A 13,850-nucleotide genomic window follows, 5' to 3' on the forward strand; every position below is an offset into this window, starting at 1 on the left:
AGGAGCATATTCCCATGGAAAAAGGCTTATTAGGTACAAACGTCATTACGCAGATCGGCATCATTGTACGCGACATCGATAAAGTATCCCAAAGTTATGCGGACTTCTTCGGTATAGAGAAGCCGAAATGGTTCTGGACGGATACCGTAGATGTGGCCCAAACGGAATTTAATGGAGCGTCCTCGGAGGCCCGCGCCAAGCTGGCTTTTTTCGATTGCGGCCAACTGCAGTTGGAGTTGATTGAGCCGGACGAGCATCCTTCAACCTGGCGGGAGTTCCTGGACGAGCATGGCGAAGGGGTGCACCATATTGCCTTTGTCATAAAGGGTATGAAGGAGAAGATCGCGGTACTGGAGGCGAATCAAATGCCGCTGATCCAGAAGGGCGAGTACACGGGCGGCCGATATGCGTATATGGATACGTTCAAGGAATTGAAGGTTATGGTGGAACTGCTTGAGAACGACAACTAATAGAGCTAGACAGAATGCTGAAGAAGGTGGCGAGTGAAGATGAATATTCTAATCACGGGCGCAAGCAAGGGGCTGGGATTGTCTACGGTAGAGGAAGCGCTCAAGGGTGGGCATCATGTCATTGCGGGTATTCGGAATTTGAAGCAGGACAGTGAGCAATTCGGGGCTATGCGCCGGGAGTATCCCGGACAACTGGAGTTGATTCAGCTGAATGTGAATGAAGAAAGCGAGATTGCCGAAGCAAGGGATGCCGTTGAGCGGCGCTTCGGTACGGTGGATGTGCTGATTAACAACGCAGGAATTCTGGTTGCCCGCGACAAGAAGCTGGAGGAGCTGGAAATGACGGAAGTAGAGCGCTCGATGATGACAAATCTCTATGGTCCGATGAAAATGGTCAAGCATTTCCTGCCGCTGCTTCGTCGCAGCGAGAGACCTTGCATTATCAATATCAGCTCGGAGGCGGGATGCTTTACGGCGGCATATGGCCAGGATTATCCGTATGCGCTGTCCAAGAGCGCGCTGTCGTTCTTCTCGGCGCAGCTGCGCAAGGAGCTTGCACCTCAAGGATTCGCTGTGTACAACGTCCACCCGGGCTGGATCCGAACGCCGATGGGGGGAGAGCAGGCGCCAGGAGACCCCGGGGATACGGCTATTGGCCTGCTGAATCTGGCCGAGAGAAAGGTCGTACCCGCGCAGGAGAGCTGGATGATTACTCATAAAGGAGAGCCTATGCCTTATTAAGCAGGGCGGATCGGAGATGGTGACGGATGAAGCATATACTGGTAGTCGCTGGTGATTATTATCATGATGCCGGACTAGCTAGGCAATCTTGGGAGCAGGTGGTAGAGCCGTATGTCAGGAGTGCCCAAATTCAGTTCACATATGCGGGTGTGGAGCAGCTTCGACAGGAATTGAACAAGCTGCCGGATTTGGTTGTACTGTTTGCCGAGAACCGCATCGATCCTGAGGCGGAGCAGGTTAGATGCTGGATGACAGAACAGGCGGCTGAGCAGATCGAGAAATATGTTGCCGGCGGAGGGGCTTGGCTGGCATGGCATTCGGGACTGGCATCTTATCCGGAAGACGGAGCCTATGTCAGAATGCTTCGCGGACGTTTCCTCATGCATCCGGAGCAGCATAGCATCGTGACCTACACGCCGCTGGCCGGCACGGAACTGGGCGACTTGGGGGAAGCTTTCAGCTTCATGGACGAGCATTATTTTGTTGATTGCAAGAAGGAAGAGACGAATATATTTATACGCTCGTCTTCCAGGGACGGGGAAGCCGTGGCCGGCTGGCATCACAGCTACGGGGCTGGCCGTGTCGGCTGCATAACGCCGGCTCATTTATCCGACGGACTGCTGATGCCGTGGTTTATTATGGTGATGAGGAGCCTGGTTGCCTGGTGCGCTAAGCTGTAGTTATAGACGGAATACTGCCATGGTCCGTTATTTGCGTGACGGCGAGTAATCAGAAACTGCAGGCAATTGGAATACAAGGAATATATTGCGGCTTTCTAGGCTTCATGGGATGGGATATATTCAGTTCATTGGTTAAAGATGAAGACGGAATAAGACTCATATACCAAAGGAGCAAGGAAAATGGAAGCAGGGAGCATGAGTAAGCCCTGGAGAATCCAGGCGATGGCCGTGCTTTTAATATTCTTAGGCATCATGTTGTCCGGCTGCAGCATGGCTAAAAGCAACAGTGCCAAGGACGGGAATGAATCCTATAAAGTTAGGCAGCCGATTGTAAGATACGCAGGAGAGCCGATCCGCTGCCGAAATTACCCGGAGGATTATGGAGCAGGCGAAGGGCGGCAGCATCATTTTGCTGCATATGCTGGATGATTTGCATACGATTGAGGCGCTTCCGTCAGTAATTGAGAATTAGAGGCAGAAGGGATATACGTTTGTAAAAGTGAGTGAGCTGTAGAAATCTAAAAAAGACCACCCTTTCGGGTGGTCTTTGTGGTCTTAATAGTTATTGCAAATTTACGATTTCCAGGTCTTGTTCCTTCAGGAACTGAATGATTCGCGGCAAAGCGTCGACCGTTGCCTGGGACTCATGGAGAAGAATAATCGATCCGCTTACTTTGGACTTGGCCACGGAATTGTAGATTTTCTCGGCATCCCGACTTTCCCAGTCCTTGGTATCGACGTTCCAAAGCACCATCTTATTATCGATTCCACGTACGATGTCGGTGACGGAATCATTGTGGGCTCCATAAGGAGGCCGGAACAACACGACCGGCTCTTTGGTGATCTTTTCGATCAGCTCATTTGGATGCGTGATTTCATATTTCTGTTTATCGCCAGACAGCTTGGGTAGTTCCAAATGATTCATACTGTGGCTGCCGACCGCGTATCCGCTTGATTTGGCGTATTGCACCGAGTCGGGGTATTTCTTGACGTTTTTCCCAATAAAAAAGAACGTGCCCCCAACTTCATGCTCCGTCAGGATATCGGCAATGGCCTTGGTATATTTCGAGGGGCCATCGTCAAAAGTTAGCGCTGCTTTACCCTTAGGAAGGCCGAAAGTGACTTCTTCCTCCAAAGCTACAGACGGTAAGGCCAGCTGAACCGGCTCCTGCAGCGATTTTCTCGGTTCGTTGTTAGAGCTCGCTTTGAATTGTGAGCTAACGGTAACAGCTCTGTGGCCAGCCACGTACCCCGCGATATTTCTGTTGATTTCACTTTCGCCGACACTGCCGACACTTGCGTTTACCTCTTCGCCGCTGGCTGCTCTATAGATAAAGGTTGGCATGGAAGATCCCAGCAGAATCGTGAAGACCAGGCTCAATAACGCAACTGCCGACCAGGTCAGCTTACGCTGGAGCTTAGGCGGACGGATTTCCTTCGCTGCTCGGGACTCCTGCCGAGCCGATGCCTCAGATACAGCCGCCTGGGTTTGGATTTCACTTGCGGGCTCATTGTTCTTGATTGCGTTTAATCCGCTTACATAGGCTTCCGAGCAGGAGAAATAGACTCTCTCACTTTGATCGCGGTAGGTTTTGGTCAAGAAGCTTTCATATTGGTTTTTGGCGGAATTCCATGAGCTGTGGAAGGATAATCTATATTTATAGACTCCCTCCGGATCAATGATGGACAGCAGGCTTTCTGCTGTTTCCTCGTCTATATGCCACAGCAGCTCTGTTTCCTGATCAGAGGTTAGCTTGACACGCAAATAGGAGTGATTTAGCTCTTTATGGACGGAGTGAAGCTCTAACAGCTTCACCTGATAGACTTGCACGGACATAGATATCTCCTTTCTCTAGCAGTGACTAGAGAGCAGGTAGTCATTATTCGGAAGTGGTAGTGGATTTTGATGAGAAGGAGAACGACATCCGCTCTGTAAAATCGTTGATCGTCTGCATTAACTCGGCTTTTTCCGCCACAATTTTTGCGTATTGAGCCTCGAACTTTGTGTTCTCAGCTTCCAACTCTCTGATTCTCTCTTCCAGTTCTCTCATAGTTAGCATGGTTTGATACTGAATATTGGCAGACTCTTCCTTGAGCAGGTTATATTTGTTGGTTTCTTTCTCCAACTGGCTGGATACCTTCTCGAAGTCATGGTTTGCCGTACTTTGATACTCTTTATAGTCTTCGAGAAGCTGGTCATATCCCATTTGTTTGTTGGTAAGGCTAGTTTCCAGCGTGCGAATTTCCTTGTTTTTATCCTGAATAATCTGTTCCTTCTTCACCAGATCATACTTTAAGCGGCTGACCGCTTCATTGGCCGCCTGCAGCTGCTGTTCGTAATCTTCGTTTTTGTACAAAATCAATTGCCGTTCATTCAGCATGTTCTCAAGAGACACGACTAAGTCCAGAGACACTTTATCGAGATTCTCTTTAGATAGCATGTATTTCTTGCTAGAGCTTTCCGATGGACTGGGTACTTCCTTGTAGCTAGCGGTATCTTCGATTAGCGCTAGAGGTTCTTCTACCCCTTCATTGGCAGCTTGAACAGGTTCATTTGAATTAGAAAGAACGCCTTTGAACCAACCCATTGACTTATTTTTAGTATCCCTAGCCATAGCTTCGTCTCCTAAAATAAAATAGTTTAAGACATTTTACTCCTAAAAATGTGAAAAACATTACTAAAGTAATAGTTATGTATGAAATATGACGTATCAAAAATAAATCTATCTAATGACATTGTATAATTATGTGGAATAATGTCAATATAATGCCAATGTCCTACTACGTATATCTTATTTATTCTAGCAGCAAAAATGAAAATGATCAGAGGAATTTCCCCCTTTTGGCTATATTTTTTCTAGTATAGTAGGTAGTAAAGCGCTTTATATTCTGGATAGCGTGGAAAAGCCTATATATCTAGGAGGGGAAAAAATGAAGCTGCGCTTTGAAGGAGAATTGACGTCTCTGCGGTCTGGAATTCAGGCCTTGTCGAAGGAAATTGCCTTTACGGAAGATGAGGCCGGGCTTCCCGTTCAGGTAGAATCCTCTGCCGGTGATCTTGAAGTCGGATTGAATGAAGGAGGGGCATACATCCGCTTCGGCAAGAAACACCAATTCTTTCGGGGCTTGGGGCTGCTTGTGCAGTATGGCCGAAGCGGCAGGCCTTTTGCGATTCGGGAAGCCCAGCAGTTTGACACGATCGGTCCGATGTTCGACTTGTCCCGCAATGGTGTCTTGACGCTGGACAGCTTCAAATTTTTGCTGCGCAAAATGGCTTTGATGGGTCTTAACACCGTGATGTTATATCTCGAGGATACATATGAAATTAGCGGCGAGCCTTACTTCGGTTATATGCGGGGACGTTATACGCAGGATGAGCTCCGGGAAATCGATGATTATGCGGATCAATTCGGAATTGAGGCATTCCCAAGCATCCAGACCCTTGCGCATCTGGAGGAGTTTCTAAAATGGGAGCCGGTATCCTTCTATAAAGACACGAAGGGAGCGCTCTTGGTCGGGGACGAGAAGACCGAGGGACTGGTCGACCGCATGATCGAAGCGGCCAGCGCCCCGTTCCGCAGCCGGAAGATCCATATTGGCATGGATGAAGCGGAGGAGCTTGGGCGAGGCAACTATCTGGATCGAAACGGGTATGTGGATCGGTTCGAGATCATGACCGGCCATTTGGAGAAGGTGCTCGAGATGGTGCGCCGCCGGGGGCTGAAGCCGATGATGTGGAGCGACATGTTCCTTAAATTTGCCTCGAGGGACGGGGCAGAGCATTATGACACCGAGACGCAGATTCCTGAGGAAATGGCGCGTAGAATTCCAAAGGACGTGGATATGGTGTATTGGGACTACGCGCATATCGACAAAGAGGATTATGAGAAGCTGATTGCGAAGCATCGGCCGCTTGGCAGCAAATTGGCGTTTGCCGGGGGAATATGGGTGTTCAACACTTTTGGCGTGAACTATGGGCTATCCCTGAACGCTACGGATTCGGCGCTCCAGGTGTGTAAGCAAGAGGGCATTCGCGAGGTCTACGCCACGATGTGGGGCGATGACGGCATGGAGGGGAATCCGGTTGCGGCGCTGCTCGGTTTGCAATTTTACGCGGAGCATGCCTACACGGAAGGAGAGCTGGCCTGGAGCCAGGTGGCGGAACGGGTGAAGTTCTGTACGGGTATCGAGGCCGAGGCGTTCCTGAAGTTCAAGGATCTGGATGAGACGCCCGGTTCGGAGCCCAATAATAGCAAACAGAGCAATCCGTCTAAGTTCCTGCTGTATCAGGATGTGCTGCTGGGGCTGTTTGATAAGCAGATCGAGGGGCTGGCCATGGCGGATCATTATGCGCAGCTGGAGCAGGAAATTCGCCGGGTGCGCGTAAAGGATGCCGAACTGGATTATGTATTCGACGTACCGGAGAAGCTGTGCGCGGTGCTGAAGCAGAAAAGCGAGATTGGCCTTGAGCTGAAGCGGGCCTATGACTTAGGCGATCAAGCCGAGCTGCGGCGCTTGGCGGAGACGGTGCTGCCGTCCATCGCGGCGGCGGTCAAGGAGCTGAGAGCCGCACATCGCTCTCAATGGCTGCGAATGTTCAAGCCGTTCGGCTGGGAGGTTATCGATATCCGCTATGGCGGAGTCTTGAATCGGTTGGATACGGCCGCGTTAAGGCTGCTTGACTACGTAGACGGCCGGATTCCGGCCATTGAAGAGCTGGAGCAAGAACGGCTGGTGTACAGCTCGGTCAACCGCTTCAATCAGAAGGGAGCGGGCTGGTGCAGTTATTATTACCGCATGGCTTCGCCAAACGTCTTTTTCCATGTCATCAATCCATTTTAAAACTATAGGCCAACGGTCGTCTGTCATACCGTAATAAGTAAAGCAGCAAGCCTTAGAGGACTTGCTGCTTTTTGGGTTGTACAGATGATTGCGTAGAGCAGTTAATTAGATAATTGCAGTGCGCGCAGCATTCTCATGACGGTAGCTATGTTCTGTTCGCGGGTTACATGCGCCCCAGGAGCCAGTTCGTCAGCCGACATGCCATGAATAATGTTGTGCTCCACCATGGACGACATAGCCTCTCGGGCAAAGGAAGAAATGGCCTGCCGATCCTTAAATCTGTCTAGTGCAGCCCCCCCAGCAGCATTCTCCTTGCCTGCATAGCTCATCGCATTGGCGAGCATCACCGCCAGCTCCTGACGGGTAACCAGGCCGTTTGGATCGAAGGTCGTGCCGGTTCTGCCCTTGATCAGCCCTGCAGCATAAGCAGCGGCAATATCGTTCGCGTACTTCGATTGCGGGTCTACATCGGTAAATACCGATTCGCTCGTTTCGGGAATAATCCCCAGGCCTCTTATAATCATCGATATGATTTCGGCACGGGTCGTTTCTTGCTTGCCTCCAAAATGTTGGGCATTCTCGCTTGCCGCGATCAACTTGGCTATAGCCTCAGCCACATCCTTTTTGGCCCATGGCGAGACATCGAGAAGGTTAGGGAGGCTGGATTGGGCCAGTGCATAAATGCCATTGCCCGTTTTCTTGATTTCCACAGTGATTGTACCATCGGAATTTACTTTAGCGACGGTAGGCACGGAACGAATTTCATGGGTGCCTGGAATATAGACGATACCAACGAGACTTTTGACGTCGATGCCGCCTGCATCCAGTGTAATAAATTCGCTTACCATGGATTTGCCGTAATGCTTGAGCTCATTTGCCGTGTTATCCGCGCTCCGCTTTTCGATTCTGAGCACAGTAGGCTCTGTCAGCAATTTCTTACCCTGCAGCAGTTCCTTTATGGCAGCAGTTTCAGCTTGGGACGGAGCTACGATGGAAATGCTCGCGCTTCCTTCTCCGGAGATCAGAGCTGCAGGAATTCGGTGCTCCCTTCCGTCCATAAGCAGTGATAGGCTGCTCTGCGAGCCTTTTGCGGCAAGTGCAGCAATTACTTCTGCTGGGATTTCGAGCTCTACTTGCTTCGCCTGATCTCCAGCAGAGATTTGGAAGTTCAAAGAGTTCGAATTATTAATGGCTTCAACTGCTGTACCGGCTGGTACGGTCACCACGGCCTTATCTCCATCAAGAACGACTTTGACGTCGAGCTGGCCTTCTGGCTTAGGCTTTTGCGGGGCTGGTGCAGTCGAACCCGAACCGCCGCTTCCACCAGAGCCACCCGATCCTCCTGAGCCACCTGACCCAGCACCGGCTGAAGTCTGCGCACTCAGCACGTTAGAAGCTGCTGACACCTTCTCGATCTGCTCATCCGACTTTGCAATCGCCAGCACATGGATTTGGTAAGTGGTATTTGGATTAAGGGAATTGATGGCGTATTGGTTGGCTGTTGTAGTCCCGACCATCGCGTTATTCACATAGACCTCGTACTCGGTCGCTCCTGTAACCGATTCCCATTGGACTTGAAGTGAATTTGCCGATTTGAAAGCCAATGCAAGCTGGCCAGGGGCTGCTAAGGCGGAAGAATTTACGCTGCCGTCAATCGGCAGGTCATGTACTAACTGTGTAGTCAGTGTCCGGTTGCGATCGCCGCTGACATCCCAGCTCATTACGCCTGCGATATCCAGAGATTTGACGATTGAAGCGGTATACATCATGGTTGCTGTGTCGTTATAGGTTACGAAGCCTTTGGTGTCCTCGCTGTAAAGGTAAGGTACCTTGGCAGCTTCGTTCCAATAACGGACATAGCCGTTTTTGTTCAAGAAGTTCTCTTCAACATCTGTAAAATCCAGTATGCCTGCTTCCCATGTTCCCGGCAGAATACTGTCGCAGGTCTGATATTGGCCGTTCGCAGGGCAATCCGCCCATGCTTTGCCGTAATAAGGTACACCCACAGCTAATTTATGCTTAGGCACCCCGCCGTTCAAATGGCCGAGCAGGCCGCCAAGCACATGATTTCTCGGGGCTGTACTCGATGCCAGCGGATGTTCCTTGTCATAGAACAGCGGCGAATTGTGGTGCGCAAGCGTCTCCCAGCTTCCGCTGTAATCGTAACTCATAATGTTGATGGTATCGAGATACTTAACGGAGTTGGCGAGGTCGGCGTTTCTAACGAAATTGTCGCCCTGACCGGAGGCGATCGTCAGTAAATAGTATTTGTTGTCCTCAGAGCCGGCTGCATCCAGCGCCTCCCGGACGGTCTTCATCAACAACGTGAAGTTTATCGGATCCTCTGGGCTTTTGGAGTTGTCCTCTTCACCGCCTTCGACAGGATATTCCCAGTCCACGTCTAATCCATCCAGCTTGTATTCACGGAGGAAATTAACCACAGAGTCCGCAAAGGAGCGACGGGTTTCCTCTGTACTTGCCATATTGGAGAAATGGTTGGACCAGGACCAGCCACCTACGGAAATCATCAGCTTCAAATGAGGGTTCTGGTCTCTGATCTCCGCCAAGGATTTGAAATTCACGAAATCGAATTCCGGATCTCCAATGATCATTTCGCCATTATAGACGTAGCGATTTTGTGCGGGAATAGCAGGGTCTTCACAAGCTCTTACAGCGCTGCCGAATTTCTTCCAGCAAAGATCGGCAAAGGCATAGTTAATATGCGTGATTTGCGATACATCAATATCTTTTGGGTGGAAATTACGTCCTGTCGGACTAGCAGACCAGGAGGAGTAATAAGTAGTATTGTTATAATTGCTGCCCGGTACTACCTTGATCTCCTCACTCTTAGGAGAGGACCATAAGCGGTTGGAGGCAATGATCGTATAATGATAGGCATTGCCTTCCTTAAGCCCCTCGGCTAAGTAACGGTTCTCGCTGCTGGAGCCGGTCTTGATTCCATTTTGATAGATGTCATAGCTTGTAGCTCCAGGTACAGGCGCCCAGCCTAAGGCTGCCGAAGATCTTGTTGCCGTTACGATTTGCAAGCCTCTTGGCTGCGCAAGCTCGCCCCATTCGATGGAAACCAGGTTGCTATACTCTGAAGGAGGCTCGTTATCATTTATCGCTGTTACTGCGAAAGTATAGGTTTCACCGGGTATAAGCGGGCTGTAGGTTATGGTAGTGTTGTTATGGCCTGAGGTTGTATCTTCCAAAATGTCGTTTACATAGACATTGTAGCCAGCCGCTCGTGGACTCGAACCCCATTTTAGGGTTACCGTATCTGCGGAGACATCGGTGACTTTTAAATAGCTTGGCGGCGCTAAAGGTGCTTCCTCGTACACGGTGTTATCAGGCGTAGTCGTGAATTCGAGAATATTACTCTTGAAATCTTTAGAAGGCCTGTGGTCATACCAGGTAATGTAGATTCGATAGGTCGTTTCCGGCTCTAGCCCTGTGACCGCATGCGTAGTCAGATTTCCCCAAGTGATATACCTATCTGTATCTGCACTCCAGACGTCGATATCATTCGGATCATTCGGGAGATAATCCCATTCGAAGGTTGCCTGGTTATGGGTTGCTTCAACCAACCGAAGATTCGCAGGTCCAGCTGTCTTCACGGGCTTTCCAGGGCCGTCGAGAGTTGTAAACTCCACGACATTGCTTTTGTGCCGCAATGCTGCGCCGGGGTCTGGTCTTTCATACCAGGTTACATATAGTCTGTATGTTGTATTTGGCTTTAAGTTGTCAAGCGTTCGGCTGCCGCCGTTCCCCCAGGTGAAATACTCGTCGGTATCGGCGTGCCATACATCGATATCTGCGTTGTGATTCGGATCATTGGGATCATAATCCCATTCTATGGTAGCTTCGGTGGAAGTAATCGAGGTTGGAATAACGATTAAATTTTGCGGTGCTAGCGGATCTTGAGGTGCGTAAGTGGAGCTGGTTACTGTCGCAGGGGCATTTGCGGACGAGCCTGTAGACTGAGGAGTTGAGCCATCTGCAGCATGGGCAGTCATTGAACTAAGCAGCGGTGTAAAAGCTATTGCAAAAATCAAAAACCATACCATCCAATTTAAGTGTTTCCTGGGTACCATTGAATTCACATTTTCACCCCTATTAGGTTATCGACTTCCTTGAAAGCGTTTACCATAGTTGCTGCAGTGTTTCGCATCAGCCTCCCTTCAGGTTGCCAATTTGGATGGAGTCCCTTTTGAATTCTCATGGATGTTCATAAAATGTTAACACTTTAATCATGGAATCTACCCAGTAAATTGGGAAGGGGGAAATATTCACAAAAAAGGGATAAAATCTTATAATTACAGCGATGTTTGCCAATATGGGCAGGGTATGACACTATATAGAGCATATGGGTGCTCCTGTGTGTTTGTCATGTGGGCGCGCAAATACTTAACATAATGAATGGAGGACATGGAAGTTATGCCACTGCCAAATTGCCCGAAATGTAATTCTGAATATACATATGAAGATAGAGACCAGCTGGTATGCCCGGAGTGCGGCCATGAGTGGCCGGCAAATGGCGAAAGCGCGGAGGGTGAAGGGGGGAGAGTCGTCAAGGATGCCAATGGCAATATTCTAAACGATGGCGATTCTATTACCGTCATTAAAGATTTGAAGGTGAAAGGAAGCTCCTCGGTCATCAAAATCGGTACGAAGGTGAAGAACATCCGTCTCATTGAAGGGGATCACGATATCGATTGCAAGATTGACGGTTTCGGAGCGATGAAGCTGAAGTCGGAGTTTGTGAAGAAGATATAGTTGCTAAAAGGCAGTTCCTGCACGTTTATCGTGTGAGGGGCTGCCTTTTTTGTTGAAAGGAATCAGGCCAATCATGCAAACAAGGCGATTGGGTGAACACTCCCTTAAATTTTAATTTACAGCAAATAAACTGCCGATAAAGAAGGTAGCAGCATAGAAAGTAACTTAAGAGGGGGCACTCCCAGTGAAGAAATTGTTAAAGCCATTTGTAACCCTTGTCTCAAGAATGAAGTACAGTATGAAATTCACCGTAGTTAGTGTGTTGTTCCTGATTCCCATAGCCATTTTGCTATATACGTTTATTACAGCGAATATGGCCGAATTAAGGGAGAACGCGGACGATCATTACGGCATTGAACGGGTTACCGAGGTCATGCCGCTGATGTTGCAGGTGCAGCAGCATCGAGGGTTAATGAACGGTTATCTCAATGGAAATGAATCTGCCAAATCAACCATCGAGGCGCGCCAAGCTGAAATTGCGGATATCATATCGCGGTTGAACCAGCAACTGGAGGCATCAAAGACTCCGGATAGCGTGGAAAAATGGGAGGAAGTCCAGGAAGAGTGGGAAGCGCTGCGAACGTCCGGCGAGGCCATGAAGCCCGATGAGAACTTCCGGCAGCATAGCCAGCTTATAGAGAATATCAGACAGCTGATGATCAGTATATCCGATGAGACCGGGCTGTCTTTATCCAACGATATTAGCATTTATTATTTGATGAATATGCTGGTCGAAGAGCTTCCCCAGCTGATGGAAAATTCGGCGGTCATCCGCGGTTTGGGGAACGGTATACTCGCCTCGGGTCAACTAGCCGATGATACAAAAATTGAGCTGTTGCTGGCCGAGGCCCAGACGTATTCGGCGCTGGAAGGCTTGGAGAAGTCATTAGCCAACATCATCCGTGAGACGGATTCTCTAGACGAGGAGTTGGCTCTTAAGGCGGAGCTGGCTGTAAAGTCCACAAAAAGCTACCTCAGCATTTTTGATCTTGAAATTTTGGGTGCGGAATCTTTTACGGTAAAGCCGGAGGAGTTTTTTGATTTCGGCAGTGCAACAATAGAGGTGGCCAATGAGTTATACGGTTTATCGCACAATGAGCTGAACCGCCTGTTGGATCATCAGAGAAGCATGCTCCAAACTTACATGTCCTATATGATGATCATGACGATTGCTGTCCTGATCGTAGTGATTTTGTTTTATATCGCATTTTATACCAATGTAATTGATACGGTAAGAACGTTAAAAATAAGAGCGGAAGAAATGGCCTCCGGCGATTTCTCCAAGGATATTCAGGTGAATACGAAGGATGAACTGAGTGATGTGAGCAAGGCAATGATTTGGATGCAGCAGGATATGAACCGAATCTTTGGACAGAATCAGCAGATTTCGGATCGGACGGCCGCTTCTTCGGAGGAATTGATGGCGATTTCCCAGGAGTCCACCCAGGCCATGCAGCAAATTGCGGCATCGGTGCAGGATGTATCCGAGGGTACGGATTTGCAGCGGAGGACGATCGGTGAGGTTTCTACGGCGATGAACGAGATGTCGCTTGGGGTTTCCCGCATAGCCGAGGCGGCCTCTGAGGTGTCGGATGTTGCCATCAAGGCTAGCGAAAGCGCCGCACAAGGCGATGAGCAGCTTGCTGAGACGGTTCAGCAAATGAAGAGCATCAAGCAGACCCAGGAGCAATCTGCTCAGGTCATTGCGAAGCTGGATGATCATTCGGCGGAAATCGGCAAAATCATTCAAGCGGTATTGGATATCGCCCAGCAGACCAAGCTGCTATCCTTGAACGCGAATATCGAGGCTTCCCGGGCGGGAGAGGCTGGAAGGGGCTTTGGTGTCGTCGCGAAGGAGATCGGCAAGCTGGCGGAAGAAACAGCGCAATCCGGCCAGGTTATTTCGGGTTTGTTGAATGATATCCAAGGCTTGGTGGAACAGGCGGTTGCAGCTATGCTGAAGATGCAGCAGGAGACGGATCAAGGCATGGATACGATCGATAAATCCAAGCTGATGATCGACCACATTCTGGAGAATATTCAGATCGTGAGCGAGCAAATTCAGGAGGTGTCCGCCTCCTCCGAAGAGCTGTCTGCTGAAATGGAAGAGGTGACGGCATCCATTGCCGAAGTGGCCCTCATTTCGGAGAAAACATCCGGCGAAGCGGAAACCATGGCCGCCGCCGCTCAGCAGCAGTTGGCCTCTATGGAAGAAATTCAAGCTTCATCGGAGGAGCTGCGCGACATGTCGCAGCAGCTTCAAGAGGACTTAAGCAAATTTAAGTTGAAAGCTTGATATACGAAGATATTTGAGAGAACAAGAGACCTCCTTCATCTG

Annotated in this window: 10 protein-coding genes; 7 read left to right on the forward strand and 3 right to left on the reverse strand. The window is 49.6% G+C overall.

Going from position 1 to position 13,850, the window contains the following annotated elements:
- Positions 1 to 14 precede the first annotated feature (14 nt).
- The 4 genes from ACYUJT_RS15510 (at position 15) to ACYUJT_RS15525 (ending at position 2,320) form a co-directional block, all read left to right on the forward strand.
- A complete protein-coding gene (locus tag ACYUJT_RS15510) occupies positions 15 to 470 on the forward strand; it encodes a VOC family protein (protein ID WP_460323764.1) in 456 nt (151 codons plus the stop codon).
- A 39-nt stretch (positions 471 to 509) separates the two neighbouring features.
- Positions 510 to 1,211, forward strand: a complete 702-nt coding sequence (locus ACYUJT_RS15515; RefSeq protein ID WP_460323766.1) for an SDR family NAD(P)-dependent oxidoreductase — start codon at positions 510 to 512, stop codon at positions 1,209 to 1,211.
- Positions 1,212 to 1,237: 26 nt separating this feature from the next.
- Positions 1,238 to 1,891: a ThuA domain-containing protein gene (locus ACYUJT_RS15520; RefSeq protein WP_460323768.1), complete on the forward strand. Its 654-nt coding sequence runs from the start codon at positions 1,238 to 1,240 to the stop codon at positions 1,889 to 1,891.
- Positions 1,892 to 2,086: 195 nt separating this feature from the next.
- Positions 2,087 to 2,320 (forward strand): hypothetical protein, encoded by a 234-nt coding sequence (locus ACYUJT_RS15525; RefSeq protein ID WP_460323770.1) that lies wholly within the window; start codon positions 2,087 to 2,089, stop codon positions 2,318 to 2,320.
- 133 nt (positions 2,321 to 2,453) lie between these two features.
- Here the strand turns inward: ACYUJT_RS15525 and ACYUJT_RS15530 are convergent, their stop codons facing one another.
- Together ACYUJT_RS15530 and ACYUJT_RS15535 are read right to left on the reverse strand one after the other, a co-directional pair.
- Positions 2,454 to 3,728 carry a polysaccharide deacetylase family protein gene (locus tag ACYUJT_RS15530; protein WP_460323772.1) on the reverse strand — a complete coding sequence of 425 codons (1,275 nt, stop codon included), beginning with the start codon at positions 3,726 to 3,728 and terminating at the stop codon, positions 2,454 to 2,456.
- A 43-nt stretch (positions 3,729 to 3,771) separates the two neighbouring features.
- Positions 3,772 to 4,506, reverse strand: a complete 735-nt coding sequence (locus ACYUJT_RS15535) for a hypothetical protein (protein ID WP_460323774.1) — start codon at positions 4,504 to 4,506, stop codon at positions 3,772 to 3,774.
- 316 nt (positions 4,507 to 4,822) lie between these two features.
- Between ACYUJT_RS15535 and ACYUJT_RS15540 the strand changes: the two genes are divergently transcribed.
- Positions 4,823 to 6,733 carry a family 20 glycosylhydrolase gene (locus ACYUJT_RS15540; protein WP_460323776.1) on the forward strand — a complete coding sequence of 637 codons (1,911 nt, stop codon included), beginning with the start codon at positions 4,823 to 4,825 and terminating at the stop codon, positions 6,731 to 6,733.
- A gap of 101 nt (positions 6,734 to 6,834) precedes the next feature.
- Here ACYUJT_RS15540 and ACYUJT_RS15545 read toward each other — a convergent pair whose 3' ends face one another.
- Positions 6,835 to 10,791 carry a glycosyl hydrolase family 18 protein gene (locus ACYUJT_RS15545; protein ID WP_460323778.1) on the reverse strand — a complete coding sequence of 1,319 codons (3,957 nt, stop codon included), beginning with the start codon at positions 10,789 to 10,791 and terminating at the stop codon, positions 6,835 to 6,837.
- 382 nt (positions 10,792 to 11,173) lie between these two features.
- On the opposite strand from ACYUJT_RS15545, the gene ACYUJT_RS15550 reads away from it, so the two are divergent.
- The gene (locus tag ACYUJT_RS15550; RefSeq protein ID WP_460323780.1) at positions 11,174 to 11,512 is read left to right on the forward strand and encodes a zinc ribbon domain-containing protein YjdM; all 339 of its coding nucleotides are present in this window, start codon (positions 11,174 to 11,176) and stop codon (positions 11,510 to 11,512) included.
- A 226-nt stretch (positions 11,513 to 11,738) separates the two neighbouring features.
- Positions 11,739 to 13,808, forward strand: coding sequence for a methyl-accepting chemotaxis protein (locus ACYUJT_RS15555; protein ID WP_460323782.1), 2,070 nt, complete (start codon positions 11,739 to 11,741; stop codon positions 13,806 to 13,808).
- Positions 13,809 to 13,850: the final 42 nt, after the last annotated feature.

This window comes from Paenibacillus sp. YSY-4.3, from assembly GCF_054767475.1.

Bases quoted from the DNA above. Each gene is read 5' to 3' on its own strand.
- ACYUJT_RS15520 (WP_460323768.1), top strand. From the start codon at position 1,238: ATGAAGCATATACTGGTAGTCGCTGGTGATTATTATCATGATGCCGGA.
- ACYUJT_RS15550 (WP_460323780.1), top strand. From the start codon at position 11,174: ATGCCACTGCCAAATTGCCCGAAATGTAATTCTGAATATACATATGAA.
- ACYUJT_RS15540 (WP_460323776.1), top strand. From the start codon at position 4,823: ATGAAGCTGCGCTTTGAAGGAGAATTGACGTCTCTGCGGTCTGGAATT.
- ACYUJT_RS15555 (WP_460323782.1), top strand. From the start codon at position 11,739: ATGAAGTACAGTATGAAATTCACCGTAGTTAGTGTGTTGTTCCTGATT.
- ACYUJT_RS15530 (WP_460323772.1), bottom strand. From the start codon at position 3,728: ATGTCCGTGCAAGTCTATCAGGTGAAGCTGTTAGAGCTTCACTCCGTC.
- ACYUJT_RS15535 (WP_460323774.1), bottom strand. From the start codon at position 4,506: ATGGCTAGGGATACTAAAAATAAGTCAATGGGTTGGTTCAAAGGCGTT.
- ACYUJT_RS15510 (WP_460323764.1), top strand. From the start codon at position 15: ATGGAAAAAGGCTTATTAGGTACAAACGTCATTACGCAGATCGGCATC.
- ACYUJT_RS15525 (WP_460323770.1), top strand. From the start codon at position 2,087: ATGAGTAAGCCCTGGAGAATCCAGGCGATGGCCGTGCTTTTAATATTC.
- ACYUJT_RS15515 (WP_460323766.1), top strand. From the start codon at position 510: ATGAATATTCTAATCACGGGCGCAAGCAAGGGGCTGGGATTGTCTACG.